At 73.7% G+C, this 25136-nt stretch carries 23 protein-coding genes; 12 read left to right on the top strand and 11 right to left on the bottom strand.

The window, feature by feature from the left end; all coding sequences use genetic code 11:
* Positions 1–104: 104 nt before the first annotated feature.
* Together H7H31_RS30480 and H7H31_RS30475 are read right to left on the bottom strand one after the other, a co-directional pair.
* Positions 105–1058, bottom strand: a complete 954-nt coding sequence (locus H7H31_RS30480; RefSeq protein ID WP_187060065.1) for an alpha/beta fold hydrolase — start codon at positions 1056–1058, stop codon at positions 105–107.
* Positions 1059–1373: 315 nt separating this feature from the next.
* Positions 1374–1952, bottom strand: a complete 579-nt coding sequence (locus tag H7H31_RS30475; protein WP_187061638.1) for a TetR/AcrR family transcriptional regulator — start codon at positions 1950–1952, stop codon at positions 1374–1376.
* Positions 1953–2152: 200 nt separating this feature from the next.
* Here H7H31_RS30475 and H7H31_RS30470 point away from each other — a divergent pair, with 200 nt between their 5' ends.
* The 3 genes from H7H31_RS30470 (at position 2153) to H7H31_RS30460 (ending at position 6197) form a co-directional block, all read left to right on the top strand.
* Positions 2153–2938, top strand: a complete 786-nt coding sequence (locus H7H31_RS30470) for a Mut7-C ubiquitin/RNAse domain-containing protein (RefSeq protein WP_222625063.1) — start codon at positions 2153–2155, stop codon at positions 2936–2938.
* 312 nt (positions 2939–3250) lie between these two features.
* Positions 3251–5230 (top strand): CocE/NonD family hydrolase, encoded by a 1980-nt coding sequence (locus H7H31_RS30465; RefSeq protein ID WP_187061636.1) that lies wholly within the window; start codon positions 3251–3253, stop codon positions 5228–5230.
* Between the two features lie 142 nt (positions 5231–5372).
* Positions 5373–6197: a class I SAM-dependent methyltransferase gene (locus tag H7H31_RS30460; RefSeq protein WP_187061635.1), complete on the top strand. Its 825-nt coding sequence runs from the start codon at positions 5373–5375 to the stop codon at positions 6195–6197.
* Positions 6198–6289: 92 nt separating this feature from the next.
* Here the strand turns inward: H7H31_RS30460 and H7H31_RS30455 are convergent, their stop codons facing one another.
* Positions 6290–7810, bottom strand: coding sequence for a SulP family inorganic anion transporter (locus H7H31_RS30455; RefSeq protein WP_187061634.1), 1521 nt, complete (start codon positions 7808–7810; stop codon positions 6290–6292).
* Between the two features lie 432 nt (positions 7811–8242).
* On the opposite strand from H7H31_RS30455, the gene H7H31_RS30450 reads away from it, so the two are divergent.
* Positions 8243–8644: a MerR family transcriptional regulator gene (locus H7H31_RS30450; RefSeq protein WP_187061633.1), complete on the top strand. Its 402-nt coding sequence runs from the start codon at positions 8243–8245 to the stop codon at positions 8642–8644.
* Positions 8645–8689: 45 nt separating this feature from the next.
* Here the strand turns inward: H7H31_RS30450 and H7H31_RS30445 are convergent, their stop codons facing one another.
* From H7H31_RS30445 to H7H31_RS30435, 3 genes are all read right to left on the bottom strand, one after another.
* Positions 8690–9262 carry a TetR/AcrR family transcriptional regulator gene (locus H7H31_RS30445; RefSeq protein WP_187061632.1) on the bottom strand — a complete coding sequence of 191 codons (573 nt, stop codon included), beginning with the start codon at positions 9260–9262 and terminating at the stop codon, positions 8690–8692.
* A 155-nt stretch (positions 9263–9417) separates the two neighbouring features.
* On the bottom strand, positions 9418–10821 hold the full coding sequence (locus H7H31_RS30440; protein WP_187061631.1) for an amidase: 1404 nt from the start codon (positions 10819–10821) through the stop codon (positions 9418–9420).
* A complete protein-coding gene (locus tag H7H31_RS30435; RefSeq protein ID WP_187061630.1) occupies positions 10808–11017 on the bottom strand; it encodes a hypothetical protein in 210 nt (69 codons plus the stop codon). Before H7H31_RS30435 ends, H7H31_RS30440 begins: the two co-directional genes overlap by 14 nt.
* A gap of 281 nt (positions 11018–11298) precedes the next feature.
* Here H7H31_RS30435 and H7H31_RS30430 point away from each other — a divergent pair, with 281 nt between their 5' ends.
* From H7H31_RS30430 to H7H31_RS30420, 3 genes are all read left to right on the top strand, one after another.
* Entirely contained in the window at positions 11299–12222 is a 924-nt protein-coding gene (locus H7H31_RS30430) for an MBL fold metallo-hydrolase (RefSeq protein ID WP_187118169.1), read from the top strand.
* Between the two features lie 314 nt (positions 12223–12536).
* Entirely contained in the window at positions 12537–14534 is a 1998-nt protein-coding gene (locus H7H31_RS34435; RefSeq protein ID WP_232110152.1) for a serine/threonine-protein kinase, read from the top strand.
* A gap of 206 nt (positions 14535–14740) precedes the next feature.
* A complete protein-coding gene (locus H7H31_RS30420) occupies positions 14741–15085 on the top strand; it encodes an MmcQ/YjbR family DNA-binding protein (RefSeq protein ID WP_187059823.1) in 345 nt (114 codons plus the stop codon).
* 85 nt (positions 15086–15170) lie between these two features.
* Here H7H31_RS30420 and H7H31_RS30415 read toward each other — a convergent pair whose 3' ends face one another.
* Together H7H31_RS30415 and H7H31_RS30410 are read right to left on the bottom strand one after the other, a co-directional pair.
* A complete protein-coding gene (locus H7H31_RS30415; RefSeq protein WP_187061676.1) occupies positions 15171–15581 on the bottom strand; it encodes a four-helix bundle copper-binding protein in 411 nt (136 codons plus the stop codon).
* A 317-nt stretch (positions 15582–15898) separates the two neighbouring features.
* Entirely contained in the window at positions 15899–16705 is an 807-nt protein-coding gene (locus tag H7H31_RS30410; RefSeq protein WP_187061675.1) for an aminoglycoside N(3)-acetyltransferase, read from the bottom strand.
* Positions 16706–16987: 282 nt separating this feature from the next.
* On the opposite strand from H7H31_RS30410, the gene H7H31_RS30405 reads away from it, so the two are divergent.
* Positions 16988–17518, top strand: a complete 531-nt coding sequence (locus H7H31_RS30405) for a TerD family protein (RefSeq protein WP_187061674.1) — start codon at positions 16988–16990, stop codon at positions 17516–17518.
* Positions 17519–17584: 66 nt separating this feature from the next.
* On the opposite strand, the gene H7H31_RS30400 is transcribed toward H7H31_RS30405, so the two are convergent.
* Complete coding sequence (locus H7H31_RS30400) at positions 17585–18169, bottom strand: CGNR zinc finger domain-containing protein (protein ID WP_187061673.1); 585 nt, start codon at positions 18167–18169, stop codon at positions 17585–17587.
* 95 nt (positions 18170–18264) lie between these two features.
* Between H7H31_RS30400 and H7H31_RS30395 the strand changes: the two genes are divergently transcribed.
* On the top strand, positions 18265–19518 hold the full coding sequence (locus tag H7H31_RS30395; RefSeq protein WP_187061672.1) for a SufS family cysteine desulfurase: 1254 nt from the start codon (positions 18265–18267) through the stop codon (positions 19516–19518).
* Between the two features lie 182 nt (positions 19519–19700).
* Entirely contained in the window at positions 19701–20726 is a 1026-nt protein-coding gene (locus H7H31_RS30390) for an ArsR/SmtB family transcription factor (RefSeq protein WP_187061671.1), read from the top strand.
* A 42-nt stretch (positions 20727–20768) separates the two neighbouring features.
* Here the strand turns inward: H7H31_RS30390 and H7H31_RS30385 are convergent, their stop codons facing one another.
* Together H7H31_RS30385 and H7H31_RS30380 are read right to left on the bottom strand one after the other, a co-directional pair.
* Positions 20769–21749 carry a DUF3048 domain-containing protein gene (locus H7H31_RS30385; RefSeq protein WP_187061678.1) on the bottom strand — a complete coding sequence of 327 codons (981 nt, stop codon included), beginning with the start codon at positions 21747–21749 and terminating at the stop codon, positions 20769–20771.
* Positions 21750–21822: 73 nt separating this feature from the next.
* Complete coding sequence (locus H7H31_RS30380) at positions 21823–22329, bottom strand: STAS domain-containing protein (protein ID WP_187061670.1); 507 nt, start codon at positions 22327–22329, stop codon at positions 21823–21825.
* Between the two features lie 966 nt (positions 22330–23295).
* On the opposite strand from H7H31_RS30380, the gene H7H31_RS30375 reads away from it, so the two are divergent.
* Both H7H31_RS30375 and H7H31_RS30370 read left to right on the top strand, forming a co-directional pair.
* Positions 23296–24066 (top strand): SAM-dependent methyltransferase, encoded by a 771-nt coding sequence (locus tag H7H31_RS30375; RefSeq protein ID WP_187061669.1) that lies wholly within the window; start codon positions 23296–23298, stop codon positions 24064–24066.
* A gap of 307 nt (positions 24067–24373) precedes the next feature.
* Positions 24374–25129, top strand: a complete 756-nt coding sequence (locus H7H31_RS30370) for a MerR family transcriptional regulator (RefSeq protein ID WP_222625068.1) — start codon at positions 24374–24376, stop codon at positions 25127–25129.
* Positions 25130–25136 lie beyond the last annotated feature (7 nt).

Raw genomic sequence — 25136 nt, 5'->3', positions numbered from 1 at the left:
GCGACCGCCGGGCGGTGACGGGGAGGACAGGGAAGCGCTCCGTGCGGGGCGCCGGATGGCCGGCGGGCCCCGTGCGTCGGCGGGGCCGTAGCCGGCGGGCGTGCCTAGCGCGCGCCCCCGGTCGGCGCGGCGTCCTCCCCGAAGAAGGCGAGCAGCTCCCGCACCACGGCCTCCGGCTGTTCCTCCGGTACGTAGTGGCCGCTGCCCGCCACCTCCACCACACGGATGTCGGTGCCCTTGTCGGGGCCCATCTGTTCGCGCAGCGCGGCGTAGCTGGTCTCGCCGGCCAGCGTCAGGATGGGGAGCGTCACGGGGGCGTGGGTGGCCAGGTCGGCGATGTCCTGGCGCATCGTCTGGTACCAGCCGTTGCCCGCCCGGATGGCCTCGCGCGTGTCGTAGGCGTGGGCGTAGATCCGCCGCGCGTCCTCCTCGACGGACGCCTGGTCCAGCAGCATGTGCCCGTACAGCCAGTCGATCAGCGGGCGGAAGCGGCCGGCGAGCAGCTCCTCGGGGAGGCCGCGTACCTGGTTGAACGCGAACCACCAGGGGTAGCCGCCGCGCCCCTCGGCGATGGCCGCTGCCTGTTCGTCCGAGCCGGGCAGCATGCCGATCCGTAGCCAGGAGTCGTCGGGTACGCCCAGGTCGATGGTGGCCAGGCGGCGCACGGACGCCGGGTGGTTGGCGGCGAGGTGGTAGCCGAGCGACGCGCCGATGTCGTGTCCGGCGACGAACGCGGAGTCGTGGCCCAGGTGTCGGATCAGCTCGTGGATGTCCCGCGCCATGGTGCGCTTGTCGTAGCCGTCCGCCGGCTTGTCCGAGCCACCCATGCCGCGCAGGTCCACGGCGGTCACCTGGAAGGTGCGGGCCAGCTCGGGCAGCACCTTGCGGAACTGCCACCAGGTCTGCGGCCAGCCACCCAGCAGGATCAGCGGGGCGCCGCTGCCGCCGGTGACGTGGTGCAGTCGGACGCCGTTGACGGTGGCGTACGCGCTGGTGAAGTCGCCGGCGAGCGAGGCGGCCAACTCGGCGTCGGTGGGGACGGGGCGGTGGTCGGTCATGGGGTGTGTCTCCTTCTCGCTCTTCTTCTCGTCTTCTGTCTTCTGGCCGGTCGCGCCTTCTCGCCGTGTCGAGCATCGGGCGTGAAGGCTTCCGGTTTTCTTGAATGAGCAGTCAAATAAGCGGGCAGGGGCGCGCCTGGCGCGAGACAGGCTCGGACCATCCCCGGCGCATGGGGTTCGGTCAGACAGGCGACGACGGCCGCGCGAGGGCGCCGCAGCGCCGGACGGCGCGGTACGGCGCGACGCGGGGCGCGCCCCCGGGCCGGAGGTGGGGGGGAGCGGGGGACGGGGGGTGGCGGGCCCCGTGGCGGCGGCTCAGTCCAGGACGGCCAGCGCCCGCTCCACGGTGTCCTTCAGGAAGCGCTCGCGCACCGGGGTCTTGCCCACGACGCGGACCCCTTGGAGCAGCGTGACCAGGAACCTGGCCAGCGACGCGGGGTCCTTGTCCGGCGCCAACTCGCCCTCGGCACGGGCCCGGACGAGCGCCCCCATGATGGCCGTCTCCAGGGATTCCAGGCCGGTGGCCACCCGCCGGCGCGCCCCCTCGTCCGCGGGCAGTTCGACCGCGGTGTTGGTCATCAGGCAGCCCTTGTGGTCCTCGTCCGCCAGCGCGCCCTCCACGTAGAAGCGGACCAGGCCGCGCACCGCGTCGAGCCCGGAGCCCGGCCCGGAGAGGCGGCTGACGAACGCCTCCCTGGTGTCCTCGCCGTAGCGGTCCACGGCCTTGAGGTACAGCTCGCGCTTGCTGCCGAAGGTGCCGTAGATGCTGCCGCGACCGAGCCCGAGGTGGTCCACCAGGTCCTGCATCGAGGTGGCCTCGTACCCCTTGCGCCAGAACAGCTCCATGGCCGCCCGCAGCGCGGCGTCCGGGTCGAACTCCTTCACCCTGCTCATGCGCTCACCCTAGGGGAACTTGACCGATCATTCAAGTAAACCGCCCAAAGACCCACCCTCGCTCCCCAACCCTTCGCCGTCCTCGCACGGTTCTCCGGCTGGGCCGCGACGGGGCTCGCGCCCAGGTGGGACGAAGGAACGGGAGGAAGGGAGCGAGGGGACGGAAGGAATGCGCGCGCCAACGCGCCGGGCGCGGTGGCATGCTGGCGCCCGTGAACGCGCCTCCTCACCTCCAGGTCAAGCTCGACCCCGCACTCCACCGCTTCGTCACCCCGGACCGCAGGGGTGCGTCCTTCCCCCTCGCCACCGACGGGACCTCCTCGCTCGGGCACGTCGTGGAATCCCTCGGCGTCCCGCTCACCGAGGTCGGCGAGTTGCTGGTCGACGGGGACCCGGTGGCCACCGCGCACGTGCCGACCGACGGCCGCACGGTGGAGGTGCGCCCCGTGCGTCGGCCCCAGCGGGTGCCGGGAGCGCCGCTGCGCTTCCTCCTCGACGTCCACCTGGGCACCCTCGCGCGCCGGATGCGGCTGCTGGGCATCGACACCGCGTACGAGAACGAGGACATCGGCGACGCGGCGCTGGCCACCCGGTCGGCGAGCGAGCGCCGGGTGCTGCTCTCGCGCGACCGGGGCCTGTTGCGGCGGCGCGAGCTGTGGGCCGGCGCGTACGTGTACAGCGACCGGCCCGACGAGCAACTGCGGGACGTGCTGGGCCGGTTCGCGCCCCACCTCGCGCCGTGGACCCGGTGCAGCGCGTGCAACGGGCTGCTGGCCGAGGCGGACAAGGAGTCGGTCGGAGAGCACATCGAACACGGCACGCGCCGCACCTACGACGTCTTCGCCCAGTGCGTCTCCTGCCGCCGGGTGTACTGGCGAGGGGCGCACCACGCGCGTCTGGAGGCCATCGTGGAGGCGGCGCTGCGGGAGTTCGCCCCGGCGGCCGGGCAGGGCACGGACGGCGGGCAGGGCCCGGAGGGTGGGTAGGACACGGACGGCGGGTAGGGCCCGAAGAGTGGGCGAAGGGTGGGGCGGCCGTCCCACCCTGGTCCGTCCCATGCCCGGTCGGACTGGTCAGCCCGGCCGGCCCCGTCGACCCCCTCGGCTTCGCCGACCCCGTCGGCTTCGGCTTCGTACGCCCTGACCCGCGCCCCGTCCGCGCGGCCCGGCCCCGTGCGCGGTGGCTCGGCGGCACCTGGGGTTTTAGCCGGACGCCAGGATGCGGCGGGAGGATCACCTACCCAGACTGGATGATCCCTCTCCCACGCGCGCACGTACTGCCGCAGCAAGGAGGTCCGCGTGTTCAGCTCACGATGGCGCCGGGGCGCGATCACCGCGATTGCGGCGACGACGTCCCTGGCCACCCTCGCCGTCGGCTCGGCCCTCGCCGACGCCGACACACCCGAACGGCCCACGATCACGGTGGCGGACGGGCGGACGCAGGCGGCGTTCTCGTACCGGGACGCGGTCCGCGAGCACCTCATGGTCCAGCTCGACGTCGACAGCGACCGCGACGGCAAGCTGGACCGCGCGGGCGTGGACGTCACTCGTCCCAGGGAGACCGACCAGGGCCTCAGGGTGCCCGCGATCATCGAGTCGAGTCCGTACAACGACACGGTCGGCCGCGGCTTCGAGTCGGAGAAGAAGGCGTGGGACGAGCGAGGCCGACCCACCACGTTCCCGATGCACTACGACAACTACTTCGTGCCGCGTGGTTACGCCGTCGTGCAGGTGGACACGACGGGCACGGCGAAGTCCGACGGTTGCCTCACGGTGGGGGGCGACAGTGACGTCGCGGCGAGCAAGGCGGCCGTGGACTGGCTGAACGGCCGGGCCCGGGCCTTTCGCGCCGACGGCAGCGAGGCGCGGGCCCACTGGTCGACGGGCAAGGCCGGGATGGTGGGCAAGTCCTTCGACGGCATGCTGGCCAACGCCGTGGCCGGCACCGGCGTCGACGGGTTGGAGACGATCGTGCCGATCTCGGCGGTCAGCTCCTGGTACGACATCACCCGCTCGCGCGGCGCCAAGCACTGGGAGGGGTTCAGCCACTACCTGTCCACCGAGCTGGACACCGACCCGGACGCGAAGTGCCAGGCCGTACGGGACGACCTGAGGGCCGGCGAGGACGACGCGACCGGCAACTACAACGCGTACTGGCACGAGCGCAACCACGTCGCCCAGCCGGCGCCCGAGGTGGGCAGGGTCAAGGCGAGCGTGCTGGTGGTGCACACCCTCAACGACCAGAACGTGCGGCCCAACCAGTTCACCCACTGGTGGGAGGGGTTGAAGCAGCAGGGCGTGCCGCGCAAGCTGTGGCTCGGGCAGTACGGGCACACCGACGGCTTCGACTTCCCCGGCCGCCGGGACGTGTGGGTGGACACCCTGCACCGGTGGTTCGACCACTGGCTGTACGGCATCCAGAACGGGATCATGAACGAGCCGCGGGTCGACCTCCAGACCGGGCCCACCACCTGGACGACACAGTCCGACTGGCCGGCGCGGACCTCGTCGGTCTCGCTCCACCCGGGCGCGGACGGCTCGCTCGGGCTGCGTCCCGCGCGCACCGGCTCCCAGTCGTTCACCGACGTCAAGGCCAGCGAGGCCGATCTGATCACCGACCCGACGACCGCCAAGCCCGGCCGGCTCGCCTACGTCAGCCAGCCGCTGACCGGCCAGGCCCGGATCTCCGGCACGCCGTCCGTGGACATCAGGCTGGCGCTGGACAAGCCCACCAGTAACCTCACCGCGCTGCTGGTCGACTACGGCACCGACGAGCGCGTCGACGTGCTGCGCAACGAGCCGCAGAACAACCTGCACGACGGCGTCCAACTCATCGACGAGGAGAGTTGCCACGGCGAGAGCACCACGGTCGATGACGCCTGCTACAAGAAGGCCGTCAACGTGACCGCCAAGCACCCGGTGCACGTCATCGCCCGCGGCTCGCTGGACGCGCAGAACCACGCCTCGGCGAGCGACCCGCAGCCGCTGACGCCGGGCCAGGGCTACCAGATCCGCTGGCAGACCCTGCCGAACGACTACGTCCTCAAGCCCGGCCACCGGATCGGGCTCGTGCTCGCCGGAACGCCCGCCGAGTACCTGTACTTCGAGACGGCCACCGGCGCGCGGGCGACGGTGGACCTGCCCGCCAGCAAGATCACCATTCCGGTCGCCGGTGCCGCGCTCACCAGCGCCGACTTCGCCACGCCCACCCGGGACGCCGCACCGTGGCGCGGGCCGAGCACCGCGCCCCGGCCCCCGCGCCCGACGTTCCTCCGCTGACGCCCGCCGCCCCGCCCACCCGGCGGGGCGGCCCGCGCCGCCGACCCGGGACCCGGTCAGCACCACGACCGGGCCTCACTCGCACGGGTACGGTCGGCGTGAAGTACGCGAGGATCAGCCTATCGGGCGTAGCGTCAGATACATGACGAAAGTGAATCTCGCGGGTGAGAAGGCCACGTTGCTTCCCACCCTCTACGGCAGGGCGCTGGACTCCCAGTCCCCCGATTCCATCCTGCACGACACCATGGCGTACGACGCCGTCCAACAGATCGACATGGACTTCTCCACCGTGGGCCTGCGGCGCGGCGACGACACCGCGATCGCCCTGCGGGCCCGGTGCCTGGACGACTGGGCGCGTGAGTTCCTGGCGGCCCACCCCGAGTGCGTCGTCCTGCACCTGGGTTGTGGTCTCGATACCCGGGTGTACCGCATCGACCCGGGCCCGGGGGTGCGGTGGTTCGACGTGGACTACCCCGAGGTCATCGAGTTGCGCGGGCAACTCTTCCCGGACCGCGAGGGCTACACGGCCATCGGCGCGTCGGTGACCGACCCGATGTGGCTCGCCGAGATCAAGGGCGACCTGCCGGTGCTCGTGGTGGCCGAGGGCCTGTTCATGTACCTCAGGGAGGACGAGGGCAAGGACCTGGTACGACGCGTCCTCGACCACTTCCCGAGCGGTCAGTTCGTCTTCGACGGCCTCAGCAGGCGCGGCACGAAGCTGCAGAAGCTCAACAAGGCGGTGCAGGCCGCGAAGGCCACCGTGCACTGGGGCTTCGACAGTTGCGAGGAGTTGGAGGCCATCGACTCCCGGCTGCGCTGCGTGTCCTCGATGAGCGCCTTCGACCTCGACAACGACCGGCTGCCGACGGGCTTTCGCATGACGGCCAAGGTCTCCAAGGTCTTCACCGGCATGCGGAACCTGGCGGTCTTCTACCGGATGGACTTCCAACCCTCCGCCTCCGGCTGACCCTCGGCTGCCGGGTGGTCCTCCGCTCCCCCGGGCCCACGGACGGTCGGGCGTGAGCCGGGCGCCCGTGGGCCCGGGGTGCGGTGGTCGGCTCAGTGCCCCCCGGTGAGTTGGCCGGCGAGCTTGTCGTGGATGGCGGCGCTGGGTTGGTTGAGGCCGACGATGGTGACCTTCTTGCCGCGCTGGCGGTACTTGTGCTCGATGGCGTCGAGCGCGGCCACCGACGAGGCGTCCCAGACGTGCGCGTCGGAGAGGTCGATGACCACGTCGTCGGGGTCGTTGGCGTAGTCGAACTGGGAGACCAGGTCGTTGGACGAGGCGAAGAACAGTTCCCCGGTGACGGCGTAGACGACCTGTTCGCCGTCCGGGTCGAGGACGCCGGAGACCTGTGCCAGGTGCGCCACCCGCCGGGCGAAGATCACCATGGCGGTGAGCGTGCCGACGATGACGCCGACGGCCAAATTGTGGGAGGCCACCACACAGCCCACGGTGACGACCATCACCAGCGTCTCCCCCACCGGCATCCGCCGCAGCGTCGCGGGGTGGACCGAGTGCCAGTCGAAGGTGCCCACGGCGACCAGCACCATGACGGCCACCAGCACCGCCATCGGGATGTCGGAGACCACCGGCCCGAAGACGATGCACAGCACCATCAGGAAGGCCCCGGCCAGAAAGGTCGACAGCCGCGTCCTGGCCCCCGAGTTCCTCACGTTGATCATGGTCTGGCCGATCATGGCGCAGCCACCCATGCCGCCGAAGAAGCCGGTGACGATGTTGGCGATGCCCTGCCCGACGGATTCACGGGTCTTGCCGGAGTGGGTGTCGGTGATGTCGTCCACGAGCTTGGCCGTCATCAGCGACTCCATGAGGCCCACCAGCGCGAAGGCGAAGGCGTAGGGGGCGACGGTGGTCAGCGTGTCCAGCGTGAAGGGCACGTCCGGCAGGCCCGGCACCGGCAGCGAGGAGGGCAACTCGCCCTTGTCGCCGACGGTGGGCACCGCGATGCCGGCGGCCACGGTGATCACGGTCAGGGTGACGATGGCCACCAGCGGCGCCGGGACCACCTTGGTGACCCTCGGGAAGAACACCATCAACGCCAGCCCCGCGGCGATCAACGGGTAGACCGGCCAGGGCACGTCGTGCATCTCCGGTACCTGCGCCATGAAGACCAGGATGGCCAGGGCGTTCACGAAGCCCACCATCACGCTCCGTGGGACGAAGCGCATCAGCCTCGCTACTCCCAGGGCGCCCAGCACGACCTGGAAGATCCCGCCGAGAATGACGGTGGCGACCAGGTAGCCGAAGCCGTGCTCGCGGTTGAGCGGGGCTATGACCAGGGCGATCGCACCGGTGGCCGCGGAGATCATGGCCTTGCGCCCACCGACGAAGGAGATCACCACGGCCATCGTGAAGGACGCGAAGAGGCCGACGCTGGGATCGACGCCGGCGATGATCGAGAACGAGATGGCCTCGGGGATCAGCGCCAGGGCCACCACCAGGCCGGCCAGCACCTCGGTACGGAAGACCTTGGGCGAGGCGAGCCAGTCCGGCCGGCCGACGCCCCTGGGCAAGCGGGCACGCAGCGCGGCGGCGGGGGGCAGCGGTGAGGACATGCGACCGTTTCTGTTCGGGCGCCCGCGCCCGGGCGGCGGGGGCGTGCGCGTCGTGTGCGGCCCCGGCCCAGCGGACGGAGCGGACGGAGCGAGTGGGACAGCGGAAGGGCCTCGGCGGGTGGCGCCGGGGCGTCGTCGCGGGCCGTACGCGGGGCACGCGGCGCGGGCTTCGTCGGCCGCAGTTCGGGCAGCGTCACCCGGACGTTCCAGAGTGCCACCTGAGGGAGCGAGCTGGGGCGGTGAGGCCGTCGCCGACGAAGGGCGACGCCCCGCTCGGCAGCGCTCGAACCCTACCTTAACGTGAGGGCAGAGTACGTGTGCCGGCGGTCCGCCCAGGGTCCCACGGCGGGCCGGCGCGGCACGGCTGATCCGTATGCTGGGCTACTTCCCGCCTGGTGGGCGACGGAGAGCACCCAAGGAGACGACGCTGCGATGACGGAACGGCGGATGCAGATCGGCGAGGTCGCCGAGCGGACCGGTTTGTCGCTGCGCACCATCCGGCACTACGAAGAGGTCGGCCTGGTCACACCGTCCGCCCGCAGCAAGGGTGGCTTCCGGCTCTACACCGAGGTCGACGTCGAGCGCCTGATGGTGATCCGTCGGATGAAGCCGCTGGACTTCTCCCTGGAGGAGATGCGGGACCTGCTGGAGATCACCGACCGGCTGGCCGTCACCGACGACGGGCCCACCGGCGAGGAGCGGGAGCGCCTGCGCGAGCGGCTCGACGCGTACCGCGAGGTGGCCGACGCGCGCTGCGAGACGCTGCGGGCCAGGCTGCTGGCGGCCGAGGACTTCGCCGCCACCCTCCGCCGCAAGCTCGACCCGGCGACGTAGGCCCTCACGGGACGGCCCGCGAGGAGGCGCGCCCCGGGGGCGGGGCTAGACGAGCCGTTCGGGCCGGCTGAGCGCGGCGTGCACGAGGTGGTCGGCGTACGCGTCGGTCAGCCGACCCGGCCGGAACAGGATGCGGTACATCATCGGGGCGACCAGGCTGTCGAGGACGGCCTCGCAGTCGGGCACGGCCTCGCCGCGCTCCCGCGCGCGCCCGAGGATGACCTCGATCTGCGCGGCGGCGTAGGTCGAGCACTGCCCCGCGTTGCCGCCGTCCGGGTCGCCGAGCAGCGCGTCCCTGATGTACGCCCGGCCCGTGGGCGAGGCCATCTCCTCAAGGAACTGCCGGGCCCAGGCCGTCAGGTCGGCGCGCACGTCGCCGAGGTCGAGCGGGGGCTCCTCGGGGCGCAGCCGCTCCACCGCCACGTCCGACAGGAGTTCCTGCAGGTCGCCCCAGCGCCGGTAGATGGTGGACGGGGTGACGCCCGCGCGGGCCGCGATCGCCGGGACGCTGAGCGCGGCCCGTCCCCGTTCGGCTTCCAACGCGTGCACGGCGGCGTGCACCGACGCCTGAACGCGGGCGCTGCGCCCACCGGGCCGTGCCATGGGCTTGGGGCTCATGTCTCCACCTTAATGCCACATCGTTGCGTCTAGCCGGCCGCCGGCCATGCGTCGCGCGCCCGGCGCACCCCGGCGCACCGCGGTGGGGAGCCAGCGCGGGCCAGCCCCGTGGGCGCGCGGGTCCGCGCCCACGGGGCGGTGGCGGGGCGTGCGGGTCAGGACACCAACGCGCCGGGGGTCGCGCGTACGCCGTGGGCCGCCTCGTAGGCGCGGCCGGCGCGCAGCACGGTGGCGTCGGCGAGCGGGGCGGCCATGAGCTGCATGCCGATGGGCAGGCCCGCCGCGTCCCGGCCGACCGGCAGCGTCAGCGACGGCATGCCGGTGATGTTGGCCGGGGCGCTCAGTCGCACGTAGGCGTCGGAGACGCTCTCGACCGTGCCGTCGGGCCAGTGCACGGTGTGCTGGTCCACCGGGACCGCGGTCATCGGCACGGTCGGCGCGGCCACCACGTCCACCTGCTCGTACACCTCCGCCCAGGCCCGGCGCAGCAGGGTGCGGGCGCGTTGGGCGCGCAGGTAGTCGCCGGCCGAGACCAACTCCCCCGCCTCCAGGAGCACCCGCACGTCCGGGCCGTACGACTGCGGGGTGCTGCGCAGCGTCTGCTCGTGGTACGCGGTCGCCTCCGGGACCATCAGGCCCCAGTGGATGGCGTGGATGTAGCGGTCCATCGGGGTGGTGACCTCGACGAGTTCGGCGCCGAGGTCACCCAGCCGCGCGATGGCCGCGCGCACCGCGGCCTCGACCTCGGGGTCGACCCGTTCGAAGTAGTACGTGCTCGGGACGCCGACGCGCAGGCCGCGCAGCCCGTCCTCGTCCGCGCCGCGCAGCACGTCGCCGGCGGACCCGGCGGACAGGCTGGCCGGGTCGCCGGCGTCGGGCCCGGCCAGCGCCGCGAACAGCAGGGCCGCGTCGCGCACGGTGCGGGTGATGGGGCCGACGTGGTCCAGGGACCAGGACAGGGAGGTGACGCCGGAGCGCGGCAGCAGCCCGTAGGTCGGCTTGAGCCCGACGAGGCCGTTGAGCGCCGCGGGCACCCGGATCGATCCGCCGGTGTCGGTGCCGAGGGCGAAGGTGGCCGCCCCGGCGGCGACCGCGACCGCCGAGCCGCCGCTCGACCCGCCGGCGACCCGGTCCTGGTCGACGGCGTTGCGCGACTGGGGGGTCGTCAGGCCGTAGGCGAACTCGTGCGTGTGCGTCTTGCCCACGAGCACCGCGCCAGCCTCGCGGAGCCGGGCCGCGACGGCGCTGTCGGAGTGCGCCACGTGCCCGGAGCGCGCCTGGGAACTGGCCGTCGTCGGCAGTCCGGCGACGTCGATGAGGTCCTTGAGGCCGCCGGGGACGCCGTGCAGCGGGCCGCGGTCGCGGCCGGCCGCCCGCTCGGCGTCGGCGCGTTCGGCCGCCGCGCGCGCCGCCTCGTCGGTGACGGTGACGTACGCCCCGACGCGCGCGTCGACGGCCTCGATCCGCTCCAGCACGGAGCGGGTCAGCTCGGCCGCGGACAGCTCGCGGCGCCGCAGGGCGGCGCTCGCCTCGGTGAGGGTCAGCTCAAAGGGTCGCATCGGGGACCTCCGGCAGGGCGGAGTAGACGGCGGCGGGGTGGGTCTCGCCGAAGTCCAGTTCGCGCAGCGTGCTGACGACGGCGTGGATGTGTTGCGCGGTGGTGGCGACGACGGCGTGCCGCTCGCCGTCCAGCGGGAGGCCCGCGCGGCGCGCCCAGTGGGCGGCCTCCCGCGCGGTCAGGTCCGGAGTGCTCATGGGTGCCCTTCGTCGGGGTGGCGGCCGGTGCGTGACGGCCGTGGGGCGCCTGCGCTCCCCATTTAAAGCAGAAAATTTGCGTTAGCTGGAGCCTAGGGACTAGCGTCCGCTAATGCAAACGGTTCGCTTTTATCGCTCCTCCGTCACCGTCCGACCCCCGCCGCGGGCCGGCCCACACCACCGCCCGAGGGCCCGTACCGCCCGGCCGCCCGACGCCACCCCCGTACGGACCGCGCGGCGCACCCGCCACCCACCGAACCCACCCGAGAAGGACTCACCCGATGCCCAACTCGCCCCGCCCGCTTGCCACCCCGCCCGCCTGGACCGTCGGCGATCTGCGCGTTCACCGCGTCGACGAGGTGACGCTGCCGCCCGCGACCGGCCCCTGGCTGCTGCCGTCGGCCACCGCCCAGGTGGTGGACCAGGCGCCCTGGCTCCGGCCCGACTTCGCCGACGAGGCCGGCGTGCTGCGGCTGGCCAGTCACAGCTTCGCCGTCGTGGTGGACGGCCTGCGGATCGTGGTGGACACCGGCATCGGCAACGGCAAGACGCGCGCCAACCCCGCCTGGGACCACCTCGACAGCGACTACCTCGCCCGCCTGACGGCGGCCGGCTTCGCGCCCGCCGACGTCGATCTCGTCATCCTCACCCACCTGCACACCGACCACGTCGGCTGGAACACCCGCGAGCGGGACGGCGCGTGGCACCCCACCTTCCCCCACGCCCGCTACCTGACCGCCCGCGCCGAGTGGGACCACTGGGCCGGGGTGGAGCTGGAGGACGCCAGGCGGCAGATGTTCCGGGACTCGGTGTACCCCGTCGCGGACGCCGGGCTGCTCGACCTGGTCGACGTCACCGCCCACGGCACCACCGTCGCCCCCGGCGTACGCCTGCTGCCCACCCCGGGGCACACCCCGGGCCACCTCGCCGTGGAGCTGCGCAGCGGCACCGGGACCGCGCTGATCACCGGCGACTGCGTGCACCACCCCGTACAGCTTCTCGACCCCGCGATCACGAGCTGCGTGGACGCCGACCCGCGACAGGCCCGGGCCACCCGGCGGCGGTTGCTCGCCGCGCTCGCGGACACCGACACCCTGCTGCTCGGCACGCACTTCCCCGCGCCCACCGGGGGCCTGGTCCGTTCCGCCGGCGACACCTTCCGGCTCGCCCCCGTGCCGCCCTCCCCCGCGCCCCGGTCCGCGTGAGCCGGCCAGCCCGCGCGCCCGAGCGCGCCCCCCGTGTGCGCCCCCGTGCCTCGTCTCACCCGCCACCCGTCCCGGCGGCCAGCACCGGACGAGCGGGCCGCCCCGGACCCGCCCGGCGGCGCCGGGCAACCGGACGCCCGGGGTCAACGGGTACGTAACGCCCCCACCCTCGGAACCGCCGCCCACCCACCCCGCGAGCAGGACCGTTTCCGCACTCCCCGCGCGCTCGGCACACGCCTTGACCCCGGGCCCGTACGCAGTACCTTCGGTGCGCACAACCGGCCGTGGCCGGCTTCGACTTGAGGGGAAGCACAGTGCGCAAGGGCGATCTCGTCGGTGACCGGTACCTACTCAGGGAAGGGCCGATCGCCGGGGGCAGATCCGAGGTCTGGCTCGCCCACGACACCGTGTTGGGCCAGGACGTGGCGCTCAAGCGGGCCCGGGTCGACGACAACAGCGCCCGTGGCTTCGCCCGACTCCAGGACGAGGCGCGGGCGTTGGCCAAGTTCCGCCGGCACGCGAACGTGGTGACCCTCTACGACGCCGTCAAGATCGGCGAGCCGCCGGCGGCCGAGTTCTGGCTGGTCATGGAGTACGCGTCGGGCGGCAGCCTGGCCGGCCGGCCCCCGACCAGCCCGCGCGAGGCCGCGTCGATCGGGGCCCAGATCGCCGGCGCCCTGCAGGTGTTGCACGCGGAGGGCGTCGTCCACTGCGACGTCAAGCCCGGCAACATCGTGCTCGGTGACGACGGGACGGCCAAGCTCACCGACCTCGACGCGGCCTACCGACTGCCCGGCTTCGCGACCCGCACGCCCAACCGCGGCATCGCGTACACCCCGGACTACGCCGCGCCGGAGGTAGTGCGGGGCATGCCGGTCCCCGCGTCGGACGTCTTCTCGCTCGGCGCCACCCTCTACGAACTGGTCCTCGGCCACCCCTCGGCCGAGCACCCCCCGGGCAGCGACGGCGACGGCCCCGCGCGGCGCTCGGCCACCGACGCCGCGCCCGTACGGCCCGACGACGAGACGTACGTCGACGGCGAGGACAGCGCGGCGGGCGACGGTGGCGCGGCGGGCGACGGGGTGGTGTCGCGGCTTCGGGCCCGGGCCGGTCTGGCGAGGCCGAGCGGCGATGTGGGGCCGCTGCGCGAGACTTTGGACGCGATGCTGTCGGCACAGCCGCACGACCGGCCCACGGCGGCCGAGGCGTGCCGGCGCCTGCGGCGGATCGCGGCGGGGGCCGACCAGCCACCGGCGCCGGACGCCGACGAGCGGCAGGCGGGGAAGGGGCAGCGGAGGCTGACGGGGCGCCGGCCGTGGGTGGTGGGTTCGGTGGCGGTGGCCGTCGCCGTGCTGGCCACCGTCGTCCTGCTGCGCCTGCCCTCCGGCGATGGCGACGGCGACAAGGACGGCGAGCGGAACACGGCCAGGGGCGCGTCGAGCCAGACCGCCCCGCCGGCACCGCGTCCCGCGCCCGCGGCCCGTGGCGTCGACCCCTGCGGGCTGGTCAGCACCGAGAAGCTCAGCCGCTTCGGCGAGGCCCACCTTGATCCGGCCTACGGCAACTTCGACCGCTGCGACGTGCTCGTGACGGACGGCGAGGACAGCGAGGTCGACATCAAGGTCGACCTCAGCAACGACCCTCCGTCCGACGCCGCGCCGGCCGCCCGCAGGGTGGGTGGGGTCGGCGTGACCGAGTTGCCCGCCGAGAGCGACGAGTGCACCCGCAGACTGCTGCCGAGCGGCGGGGCCCGGTACAGCGTCTACGTCACCGCCCACCAGATCGGCGACGGGCCGGCGCCGCTGTGCGAGATGGCCGAGACGGCGGCCACGTACGCGGCGCAGCGACTCGACAGGGGCGGCCCGCCGCGCCGCACGACCCAGCCGGCGGCCGACTCGCTGTCGCGGCAGGACGCGTGCACCCTGCTCGACGCCGAGGCGCTGTCCGTGGTGCCGGGCATCGACGCGGGCGACCCGGACGTCGGGTACGGCAACTGGGAGTGCAGTTGGCGCAGCACCACCAGCAAGATCGTCGCCGACCTGAGGTTCGATCGCGGGCTGACCTCACCGTCGTCGACCAGCCGCAACACCCAACTCGGTGGGCGCGAGGCCATCGTCGAGCCGGAGGCCGACGGGTCGGACACCTGCCGCGTCCGGGTGGTGCACCGTCCGTACACCGACCACAACGGCCGCCGGGCGACGGAACAGGTGCACCTCGTGGTCACGGGGCCGCAGCCGGTGAACGAGCTGTGCACCATGGCGACCGATCTCGCCACCTCGGCCGCCGACGAACTTCCCCCTCCACGGGCGTAGTCACCCGCCCCGCGGCGGCCGAGGTGTGTGCGGGAGAGCACGTCCCCTTTCTAACGGGCCCGCGCGGGGACGGGTCCCGGGCCCGGTGGGGTAGGGGCCGGGCCCGGGCGAACGGGGCGGCGCGGCTCGGGCGGGGCGGTGTGGGCCGCGTGGGGCGGTGTGGGTCGCGTGGGCACCCGCTGACCGGCGCGATTACCGTATGGGCCATGACCGATTCCGAGGATGTGCGTCGCACTGCGCTCTCCCTGCCGGAGACAGTGGAGAAGATCGCCTGGGGCATGCCCACGTTCCGGGTTGCCGGGAAGATGTTCGTCACCATTCCCGACGACGAGACGTCGTTCGCGGTGCGTTGCCCCATGGTCGAGCGCCAGGAGCTGATCGCGGCGGAGCCGGCCAAGTTCTGGGTCCCGCCGCACGAGGCCAGCTCCCACTGGGTACGGGTACGCATCGCGGCCCTCGACGACGAGGACGAGTTGCGCGACATCGTCGTCGACTCCTGGAAGCAGGCGGCCCCGCCGCGCCTCCTGGAGAGCTTCACCGCCCCCGCCTGACACCGCCCACCGCCCCCCTGGCCCCACCTGAGCCCCGCCGGCAGTGTCCGCGCCGGGCCCGGGACCGGTGGGGCGAGGGGGGCGGTCACGCCAGCGTGCGCAGCAGTGCGCGGCAGGCGTCCGCGCAGCGGCGGCACGCCTGGGCACAGACGCGGCAATGCTCGTGCGCGTCGGCGTGCCGTTCGCACTCCTCGGCGCAGGCGGCGCAGACGGTGGCGCAGGCTTCGAGCTGGGCGCGGGTGACGTGGACGTCGTAGCCGGTGTGGCGGGAGAGCACCGAGGCGGTGGCCGCGCAGATGTCGGCGCAGTCCATGTCGGTGCGAATGCACCGGGTCAGGTCGCCGACGGCGCCCTCGGCCAGGCACGCGTCGGCACAGGCCGTACACGCCTGGGCACAGGCGGCGCACTCCTCGATGCAGCGTTCCAGGGCCGCGGGGTCCACGCCGCCGAGGTCGGCGGGGTAGGTGTGCAGCATGTCCTTGACCGTCGTCGTCATGACGGGCTCCTCGTCGGTCGGGGTGCTGCCGGACCGGCCCGCCCGGCAGGGGTGACTCGCTCCCCGGGTTTCACCTCGACGCCCGCGCAAACGCCACCTGCCCGGTGGTGGGGGGGCAGGCGGGCGACGGGCGGCTCGCAACGGCGTCTCGACCGATATTCACCGACGTGTATCGATATGAGCCAGACAGGCGCACAATGGAGACGGCGTGACGCCGCAGGAACGCACGCCAGGGACCACTCCCCACCGCCTCGTACCGAGGTGGGCCGCCGCGCCGGTGCGCACACCCGCCGGCGCGGCGGTGCGTCCGGCGCCGGTCAGGGCGCGGCGCGCGGCCGGTGCTCGGCCAGCCAGCCCGCGGCGTACGCGACGGCGTCGGCCACCGGGAACAGGCGTGCCTCCGCCCCGCCGACCGGGCCGCACAGCACCGGGCGCTCCTTCTCGAAGGCGGCGCCCAACTCGTCGAAGCGGTCGTCACTGATCGACCTGTCCCGTACGGTGCTCCAGCGGCGGCCCGTCGGGGTCGTCACGGCGAAGGAGTTGTCCACCTGCTGCCCCGGGACGCGGTACTCGGCCAGGTGGAAGGCGGTGCACGAGTCGTACCCCACGCCCAGCAGCAACACCCGCGCCGCGGCCTCCTCCAGGCGGGCCAGCGGGCTGCGCTCGCCGAGCCGGCAGTCGAGCGCGTGGTCGTCCACGATCGCGTGGGCGCGCGCTCCGACGGCGGCGAACGAGGTCTGCGGGTGGGCGCTGCGCGCGGCGCCCGGCCAGGTGCGAGCGGCCTCCGGTATCGCTCCCACCCGGTAGCTGCGCGAGGTGGCCGGGTCGTAGGCCGGCAGCGCTGCGCGGATGGTCGGCCACCACTGGGCCGGCACCGGTGGTTGACTCCAACCCGCGGGGTCCGAGTTGTCGCTGGTGTGGGTGGGTACCACCAGCGTGCCCGCGGGCCCCAGGACGTCGAGCAGGGCCGCGACGACGACCGGGGCGCCGCCGCAGACCCAGCCCAGCGAGCTGAGCGAGGAGTGCGCGAGCAGGGTCTCGCCGGGCCGCACGCCCAGGTCCCGCAACTCCGTGGCCAGGGAGTCGCGCGTGCACAGGGGGCCGGTCGGCTGCGCCATCGACATGGCTGACGAGTCTGTAACACCCCGGCGCACGCCGCCACCGCGCAGGCGCCCGCCCGCGCGCGTTCCGGCCACCGCGCGCCGGGCCCACCCCGACGGAGCCCCGCCTCGACAGGGAGCCGTCCCGGGCCCCGCGTCGTACGGTGTGGCCGACCGCGCCCCGGTCGGGCGCGCGGTCGGGCGCCCTCTCCGGCCCGGTCCACGCCCCGTCAACTCCGGGCGCTGGCGATACCCTTGGCAGCGAGTGCGTTCTTGTGTCAACTCAGCTCCGTGAAAGGGAATTCCGTGAGCAGTCTCAACAAAGGGCTGAAGAAAGTAGAGGTGGCCCTCAAGTGGGACCCGAGTCCCGCGGGCGAGCCGGTCAATGATCTCGATATCATCGCCGCGACCTATTCCACCGATGCGCCGTACGGGAAACCCGTCTATCTCGTCCACTTCGGCAGCCGTTCCCCGGACGGCACCATCATCCTGAACCGGGACAGCCAGACGGGGCAGGGCTTCGGTATGGACGAGGTCATGACCCTGGAGCTCGACCGGCTCGCCGAGACGTACGGGCGGGTGGTGGTGGGTGTGGTGATCCAACAGGGGGGCGGACACAAGGCGTTCGGGGACGTGCCGAGCACCGCCGTCCAGATACAGGAGCGGTACACCAAGCTCGTGGAGTACGACTTCTCCACCGTGGCGGCGGCGACGGCGGCCACCATCGCCGAGTTCACCCGGGACGAGGCGGGAGAATGGGAACTGCGGGAGACCATTCGCGGATTTGACACCAACCCCGCGGGATTCGCCGAGTTGATGGGCCAGCGGCCCGCCTGAGAGGCCACTTCGGGTTTGCCGTTCCGCGGCTTCGCCGTGGCATTCGCCGAACCGGGTTCGTCGCCACTACCCCTTGCGGGCCGCGTAATGTCGCGCGGCCCGCACTCTGTTTCCGCACTTCGTGGTGCACCAGCGGCGGGCGGCGTGCGAGCGCAGGAACCAGCGGGCGCAGCCGCGCGCGCCGCACTCGGCGAGTTGGGCCGCGTCCGGGCCCGTCAGCAGCTCGGTGCCGTCGTCGGCGAGGAGCGAGAGCGCGGCGCCGGCCGGATTGCCCGAGTCCGGTTCGTCCGCGCGGCGCGGGCCGTCGGCGGTCCACGTCAGCCGGGGGGTGGGCGGGGCGGCGGCGAGCGCCGCGTTCAGCGTCTCCAGGCTGGCCGGCCCGGGCGCGGCGCCACTCGCGCGGGCCGCGAAGAGTTCGCGCAGCGCCTCGCGGAGCGCGCGGAGCCGCCCGAGCTGGCGGCCGGTGAGGGCGACCGGGTCCGGCAGCATCTCGTGCCGGACCAGCCACAGGTGCGCTGCGTCGGTGTCCTCCAGCAGGTCGACGGGGCCGTGGCTGACCGTGAAGCGCGTGTTCACCAGGGCGAGCGAGGCGAAGCGCTCCTCGCCCGGCACCGGGAGCTGATGGAGGTAGTACGGCGCGTCATGGTCCACGGCCTCATGGTAACGGTTGCGCTTCTCCGTGAGGAGGTCTAGCGTCCCTCACGCTGAACATCATCAAAAGGCGTGAGAATCCTGGAGGTGCCCCCGTGGCCATCGACGTCGACAAGCTCCGCGGCGACTTTCCGATCCTGCGACGGACGATGGAGAGCGGCGCGCGACTGGTCTATCTCGACTCGGGTGCCACCACGCACAAACCACTCCAGGTCCTGGACGCCGAGCGCGACTTCTACCTGAACCGCAACGCGGCCGTGCACCGGGGCGCGCACCAACTCGCCGAGGAGGCGACGGAGGCGTACGAGGCGGCCCGGCAGACCGTGGCGGACTTCGTCGGCGCGGCCCGGGACGAGGTCGTGTTCACCAAGAACGCCACCGAGGGGATCAACCTCGTCGCCTACGGCCTGGGCCAGGCCACGCGCGGCAGGGACGGCCGGGGCCCCATCGGGCCGGGCGACAGGATCGTGGTCACGGAGATGGAGCACCACGCCAACCTCGTGCCCTGGCAGCAGCTCGCGGCCAGGACCGGTGCCCGGCTCGACTGGTTCCGGCTGACCGACGACGGCCGGCTCGACCTCGACGACCTGGACCGGCTGGTCGACGCGGACACCAGGGTGGTGGCCCTCAGCCACCAGTCCAACGTGCTGGGCACCATCAACCCCGTGCGTGCCATCGCCGAGCGGGCGCACGCGGTAGGCGCGTACGTCGTGGTCGACGCCGCCCAGTCGGTGCCGCACCGGCCGGTGGACGTGACCGCGCTCGGCGCCGACTTCCTGGCCTTCTCCGGGCACAAGATGCTGGGCCCCAGCGGCGTGGGCGTGCTGTGGGGCCGCGCCGAACTCCTCGCCGCGCTGCCGCCGCTCCTCACCGGCGGCTCGATGATCGAGATCGTGGAGATGGACCACGCCACGTTCCTGCCGCCGCCCCAGCGCTTCGAGGCGGGCGTGCCGATGGCGGCGCAGGCGGTGGGGCTCGCCGCGGCCGTGGACTACCTGCGGGCACTGGGCATGGACGAGGTGGCGGCGCACGAGGACGCGCTGACCGCCCGGGCGATCGAGCGGCTGAGCGAGATTCCCGGCGTGCGCATCATCGGCCCGCGGGAGATGACCGAGCGCGGCTCGGCCGTCTCGTTCACGGTCGCGGACCTGCACCCGCACGACGTCGGGCAGGTGTTAGACGAACGCGGCATCGCCGTGCGCGTCGGTCACCACTGCGCGCGCCCCATCGTCCGCCGCTACGGCGTCCCGGCCACCACCCGGGCGACGTTCTACGTCTACAACACGCTGGAGGAGGTCGACGCGCTGGCCGAGGGAGTACGCGCGGCCCAGGCGTACTTCGGCGGATAGCCGCACCCCCCGCCCGCGCGGTGGCGTCGGCGGCCCGCCCGCCCGCGCGGCCGGTGGAGGCATTCGAAAGGTTGGCCGAATCCTTGCCGCCGACACGGCGCGATGTCCTCGCCCCGCCCGACGGCGTTGGTCATCCTGGTGCGGTCAAGTACCGGGCCTCACACAGTTGATGATGGGGCGTCATGAACGGTGGTGCCGCCGTGTCCTCGCCGGCTCAGCTCGCACTGGGTGAGTTACGCCAGATCAACGTACGGGTCTCCACACACCCGGGCCTCACGGTGCGCTCCCTCTTCTCGGACGTGCTCGGCGGCCCGCCGCAGGGCGTGCCGCCGCGCGTCCGCCAGATGATCCGGGCCGCGCTGCCGCCCGGCGCCGCGCGGCTGCTGCGGTCGCTGTTCGCCGCGTCCCACTCCCCCATCCCCTGCTTCCTCACCTCGGCGATGGACCCGTTCGCCGAAGGCGGCGTGGAGGCCCAGCTCGAACGCATCCGGGACCTGTCGTCGGACGCCGTCCAGCACCAGGTGGCCGAGCACTTCACCGGCCAGCCGACCGCCGTGTGGCACCGGCTGTTCCAACACCCCCGGGTCTTCGCCGCCGCGTCGGCCAGCGTCCAGGAGGCCATCTGGCGGGCGTACGAGCCGCTGTGGCGGCGCACGGCCGCCGTTCGGGCCCGGGAGGTCGAGCGCATCGGCACCGCCCTGGTCACCCACCAGCTCCCGCTCGTCCTGGCCGACCTCGGCCCGGGCTCCCGGTTCGACGGCTCCACGCTGCACTTCACTGAGGCCCGGCGGCTGCACGGCGGTTCGGTCACCCACCCCCGGCAGGGGCCGGACGGCAACCTGCTGGTGCTCGCGCCGCTCTCCTCGGGCACCAGGGCACTGGCGGGCTGCACCGTGGGCGCGGGCAGCGTCCGCGTCGGCTACCCGCCCGCGGGGCTGGCCCGGGCCCTCGAGGGCGCGGACGCGTCGCACCCGGCGGACGCGCTGGTGCTGGTGCTGGGCGAGCAGCGGGCGACGATCCTGCGGCACGGCAGCCGTGGTGCCACCATGACCGAGATCGCCCACCACCTCGGCTGCTCCCCGGCGACCGTGACGTACCACTGCGCGCAACTGGAGCGCGCCGGGCTCGTCCAGCGGGTGCGCCAGGGCCGCACGGTGCGGCTGCGGCTCGCCGACCGTGGCGCCGAGCTGATCGACCTGCTCCGGTGACGTGCCCGGGCGCGGGCCCCGGGGTGCGGGGCGGGTGCGCCGCTAGCGGGAGTTCCCCGCGGCCCCGGTCGGCACGGCCTCCCGGGGGACGTAGGCCACCCACACCGGGCCACGGGCGAAGGCGAGGCGCTCGCCGTCGGGCGTGGTGAACTCCGTGCCGCGGGTGGCGGCCGGCCGCTCCCAGCGGGCCTGGTGCGCCTTGCCGTCGCGCAACACAAGGGCCGGCCCGGAGCCGGTGGTGTCGGTGAACGGCGACGCGCTGCCGGAGCGGTCGTGGAAGCGCGAGTCGCGGATGGTGACGCCCTGCACGACGACGGTCGCCGGCCCGCGCCCCTTCGCGTCGGCCACCGGCACCGACGTGCCGTCCATCGAGACCCGGTAGCGCTCGCGCTCGCCCGCCCAGGCGAAGGAGATCGCCGCCGCCGGGTAGCGGACGGTGTACGAGGGGGTGCCGCGACCACCGGCGGGCGCGGCGCCGAAGCGGAAGCCGATGTCCGCCGCGTCGTCGGCGTCGGGCGCGGCGGACAGCGCGCGCTCGGGCCGCAGGTAGAGGTTGTGCGGGGCGGCGCGGCTCTCGCTGCGCGTGTAGCCGTCGCCGACCCGCTCGGGCGGCACCGGGTGCAACGGGGCGTCCTTCACCAGCGGCAGCAGCTTGGACTGCGCGCCCGAGTAGGCGAAGGCCGGCTCGCCGAACTGGCGCAGTAGTTCCAGGTCGGTCTCCCGGGCGCTGCGCACCGGGCCGACGGTGGGTGGCAGGTGGGAGGAGTAGACGGCCATCAGGCGGGAGAGGCCGGCCTCCACGCGCTCGACGTAGACGATGTCGGCCGAGCCGAGGCCGCTCTGGGGCCGGGCCGGGCCGACGTTGTCGATCTTCACGGCGAGCACGGGGGCCTCGCGTGCCGCGAGGCCGGTGAAGGGCGACGTGCCGTCCTCGGGTCCCGAGCTGTCCTCACACCCGACGGCGGCCAGCGTGAACACGGTGGTCAGTGCGGCCCACCACGCTGCCGCCCGGCGTTTCCTGATGTCCACCGCAGCCCTCTTCGTCCGGGAGTTCCGCTCCAGCAGACCCCATCATCGGCGCCCACGCCAGTGGGCGTCACCCATCGTGGGGTGAGGGCGCCGCCGGTGCGTCGGGCCGGGGTCTGGTCCGGTGGTACGAGGGGATGACGCTGGCGATGGCCGCGCCGAGCGCCGCTCGGCCCGCACCGCCGGGCCCGTGGCCGGCCGGTGGAGGGGAACTCAGCGGCAGGCCGGTCGCGCTACGGGCCTCGCGCAGCGAGCCGTGCACCACGAAGGCGTGGTGCAGGCCGGTCAGCCGCAGCATCTTGAGGGTGACCGGGCGGGTGGCCAGGACGCGCAGGCGGCGCCCGCGCGCCATCAGCCGCTCGTGCAGCGAGCACAGCAGGCCGAGCCCGCTGCAGTCGATGAAGCTCACCGGCCGCAGGTCGACGATCACCTCACCACCCGCCGCGGCGATCAGCCGGCGCAGCCGGGGCGCGAGTGCCTCGGCTGCCACGATGTCTATCTCTCCGTGAAGCTCGACGACGGTGTTCGCGTCGTCGTACCAGCATCTCGCTTGGAACTCGGAATGCCACTGGCGCATGAGATGCCCTCATCGCTGTCGGTGCGTCCTCGGTCAGACGGTGAACCGTCGGTGCGTGCCGAGATTCTGACTCCTCGACACGCGGCATACGTGCGGTGGGGGACGGTAGTCGCCAGGGGCAGGGCGACACCGGTCTTCACACTATTGCCGCTGTCACGTGCGACTACACCGACACTTACCGGCCAACTCCGAAACGTGCGGCAGAACGGCGAGCTTTGCACAGCGGCGCCGTGGTTGACGTTCTTTGACAGCGCTTGCGCCGCCTGCCCCGAAGATCGCCCGCGCCGCCGGGCCGGCGCCCACTGGGGGCCGCCGCCGCCCCCGTGACCACGGCGGGCCCGGTGAGCGCGGCGCGCCAGCACCCGAGACGCCCCCGTGGTGGGCCGCGTCGCACGGCGCGGCCGGGCCACCCGCGCGGCGTGCCCGGCCGGCGCGGGACCGGCGGGTAGAAAGCGCCGCCACCGGGGTGCGCGGGGGTGGATGGGCCGGTCATCTGGCTGGTTCCGGCCTGTTCGCCGCGGCAGACGTCCGGCATGGCGAGGCCCGGCGAGAGCACGCCCAACCGCCGTACGGGGGCGCCGGCGAGGGGCGCGGAGCGGCGTACGAGCCGGGGGCTGGCGGCTGTCGGGAGGGTGTGCGGGCGGGGCGGCGGAGGTCGAGCGGCGCGAGCGGCCCCCGCGCGGGCGCGGGCGCTCGGGCTCGGTGGAGGGAGCGGGCCGGGCCCCCGCGCGCCCGGTATCGGGGGGCGCGCCGGGATCGGCGGCGTGCGGCCCGTGGAGGCGGCGGTGGGCGGCGAGGGCGGTCCCACGCGCCCTCATGAGCCCCACAGGATGGCCGAAAGTTTTCCCCCTCCGGGTGCCGCTTCTCCTTGCTGTCATCCGATCCCCCCGAAAGCCTCCTGGCTCGCTCGTGCACGGCCGCGAAAATCGCTGTGCCCGCCGCCAACCAGCACGTAGTTTCCGACACATGGACAGCAATGCCGGCACGGCACCCCCGCGTCTGACCCGCCTCACCTTCCACGGCCCGTTCTCGGAGGAGCGGGCCGCACGCATGATCGACCGACTCGCCGGGGCCGAACCCCGCACCATCCTCGACATCGGCTGCGGCTGGGGGGAGTTCCTGCTCCGCACGCTCGCGGCGACACCCGGCGCCACGGGCGTCGGCGTCGACCTGAACGAAGAGGACATCGCCCGGGGCCGCGCGCTCGCCGCCGAGCGCGGGTTGGACGAACGGGTCACCTTCCACGCCGAGTCCGGCGTCGCCACCACCCGCGGCCCCGCCGACCTCGTGCTCTGCTTCGGCGCCAGCCACGCCCTGAGCGACACCCAACCGCCCGGGCACACGGCCGCCGCGCTGGAGGCGCTGCGCGGGCTGGTCAACCCCGGCGGCCGGGTCGTGCTCGGCGAGGGTTTCTGGGAGCGCACCCCCACGCCCGCCGAACTCGCCGCCATGTGGCCGGACGCCAGCCCCGACGAGCACCCCAGCCTCGCCGGGTTGGTCGACCTGGCGGTGGCGGCCGGGTTCCGCCCGGAGTGGGTGGAGTCTGCCGGCGTCGACGAGTGGGAGGAGTTCGAGTCCGGCTACCGGGCCGACGTGGAGGAGTGGCTGGCGCACCATCCCACGCACCCCGCCGCCGAGGAGACCCGCGCCCGCGTGGACCAGCAGCGCTCACGTTGGCTGCGGGGCTACCGCGGGGTGCTGGGCATCGCCTACCTCACGCTGGTCCCGGTGGCGTGAGCTCCGCCTCCCATCGGCCGCGTGGTCTCGGCGGTGCGGCGGCGCTCGACCGCGCCGCCTGCCAGTCGGCGGGCAGGCGGCCGACGGGAGCCGTCCCACCTCGTCGCGCGGCGGCGGGCCGACCACGCGGGGGCGGCCCGGGGTGCCGACAGCGATCCCGGGCGGAGTAGGCGGGACGCCCCTCCCTGCGTACGGGGCGGGGTGCCCGCGCATACTGGGCAGCGGAACTATCCGCTTCGGACGGTGCCGCCGCCGGGCCCGCTCATGCCAGTCGACCGGGACGGGATCCGAGGAGAACGACGTGAAGATGTCCGAGCTGAGCCGCCGCAGTGGGGTGGCCATCCCCACGATCAAGTACTACCTGCGTGAGGGGCTGCTGCCGGCCGGGCACGCGACGGCCAGCAACCAGGCGGACTACGACGCGGACCACCTGCGGCGGCTCCGGCTGGTCCGCGCGCTGATCAGCTTCGGTGGCCTCTCGGTCACGGCCAGCCGCGAGGTGCTGCGCGCGATCAGCGAGCCGCTCGACCTCTACCACACGCTCGGCGTCACCCACTACGCGCTGGGCGCCCCGGTCGCCGACACCGGCGCGAGCGCCGGCACGGGCAGCGCGGACGCCCCGGGCGAGGACGACGACTGCGCGGCCGAGGCCGCGGCGTTGGTCGACCGGATGGGCTGGTCGGTCGGCGAGGAGTCGCCGGGGCGCGCCGCGCTGGCCGCCGGGCTGCGGGCGCTGCGCAGGGTGGGCGCGGACGTCGGGACGGACGAGTTGCTGCCGTACGCCGAACTCGCCGCGGCCACCGCCCGGGTGGACCTCGACCACCTGGCCGGCATCGAGGACCGTATCGACGTCGCCGAACGCGCGCTGGTCATGACCGTCCTGTTGGAGCCGGTCCTGGCCACCCTGCGCCGGATGGCCCAGGAACACGAGGCGGCGCTGCGCTACCCGAGCCAGTCGCAGCAGCCCCCGCGGCCCCCCGCGACCCGAGCCGAGATCGACACCGACACCGACACCGACACCGCCGACCGGGGCGCGCGCACCGGGTCCCACCGCGCCACCTGAGGCGCCC

The sequence above is a fragment of the Streptomyces buecherae genome (genome assembly GCF_014295035.1).
In the GTDB taxonomy this organism is placed as follows: domain Bacteria; phylum Actinomycetota; class Actinomycetes; order Streptomycetales; family Streptomycetaceae; genus Streptomyces; species Streptomyces youssoufiensis.
Note: the sequence above shows the minus strand (reverse complement) of the source record. Positions and strands in the feature narration are given on the sequence as shown.

Coding starts and splice junctions, on each gene's coding strand:
- H7H31_RS30455 (WP_187061634.1), bottom strand. CDS start 7,810: ATGTCCTCACCGCTGCCCCCCGCCGCCGCGCTGCGTGCCCGCTTGCCC.
- H7H31_RS30445 (WP_187061632.1), bottom strand. CDS start 9,262: ATGAGCCCCAAGCCCATGGCACGGCCCGGTGGGCGCAGCGCCCGCGTT.
- H7H31_RS30430 (WP_187118169.1), top strand. CDS start 11,299: ATGCCCAACTCGCCCCGCCCGCTTGCCACCCCGCCCGCCTGGACCGTC.
- H7H31_RS30450 (WP_187061633.1), top strand. CDS start 8,243: ATGACGGAACGGCGGATGCAGATCGGCGAGGTCGCCGAGCGGACCGGT.
- H7H31_RS30460 (WP_187061635.1), top strand. CDS start 5,373: ATGACGAAAGTGAATCTCGCGGGTGAGAAGGCCACGTTGCTTCCCACC.
- H7H31_RS30475 (WP_187061638.1), bottom strand. CDS start 1,952: ATGAGCAGGGTGAAGGAGTTCGACCCGGACGCCGCGCTGCGGGCGGCC.
- H7H31_RS30470 (WP_222625063.1), top strand. CDS start 2,153: ATGCTGGCGCCCGTGAACGCGCCTCCTCACCTCCAGGTCAAGCTCGAC.
- H7H31_RS30390 (WP_187061671.1), top strand. CDS start 19,701: ATGAACGGTGGTGCCGCCGTGTCCTCGCCGGCTCAGCTCGCACTGGGT.
- H7H31_RS30410 (WP_187061675.1), bottom strand. CDS start 16,705: ATGTCGATGGCGCAGCCGACCGGCCCCCTGTGCACGCGCGACTCCCTG.
- H7H31_RS30480 (WP_187060065.1), bottom strand. CDS start 1,058: ATGACCGACCACCGCCCCGTCCCCACCGACGCCGAGTTGGCCGCCTCG.
- H7H31_RS30370 (WP_222625068.1), top strand. CDS start 24,374: ATGTCCGAGCTGAGCCGCCGCAGTGGGGTGGCCATCCCCACGATCAAG.
- H7H31_RS30440 (WP_187061631.1), bottom strand. CDS start 10,821: ATGCGACCCTTTGAGCTGACCCTCACCGAGGCGAGCGCCGCCCTGCGG.
- H7H31_RS30415 (WP_187061676.1), bottom strand. CDS start 15,581: ATGACGACGACGGTCAAGGACATGCTGCACACCTACCCCGCCGACCTC.
- H7H31_RS30420 (WP_187059823.1), top strand. CDS start 14,741: ATGACCGATTCCGAGGATGTGCGTCGCACTGCGCTCTCCCTGCCGGAG.
- H7H31_RS30380 (WP_187061670.1), bottom strand. CDS start 22,329: ATGCGCCAGTGGCATTCCGAGTTCCAAGCGAGATGCTGGTACGACGAC.
- H7H31_RS30375 (WP_187061669.1), top strand. CDS start 23,296: ATGGACAGCAATGCCGGCACGGCACCCCCGCGTCTGACCCGCCTCACC.
- H7H31_RS30435 (WP_187061630.1), bottom strand. CDS start 11,017: ATGAGCACTCCGGACCTGACCGCGCGGGAGGCCGCCCACTGGGCGCGC.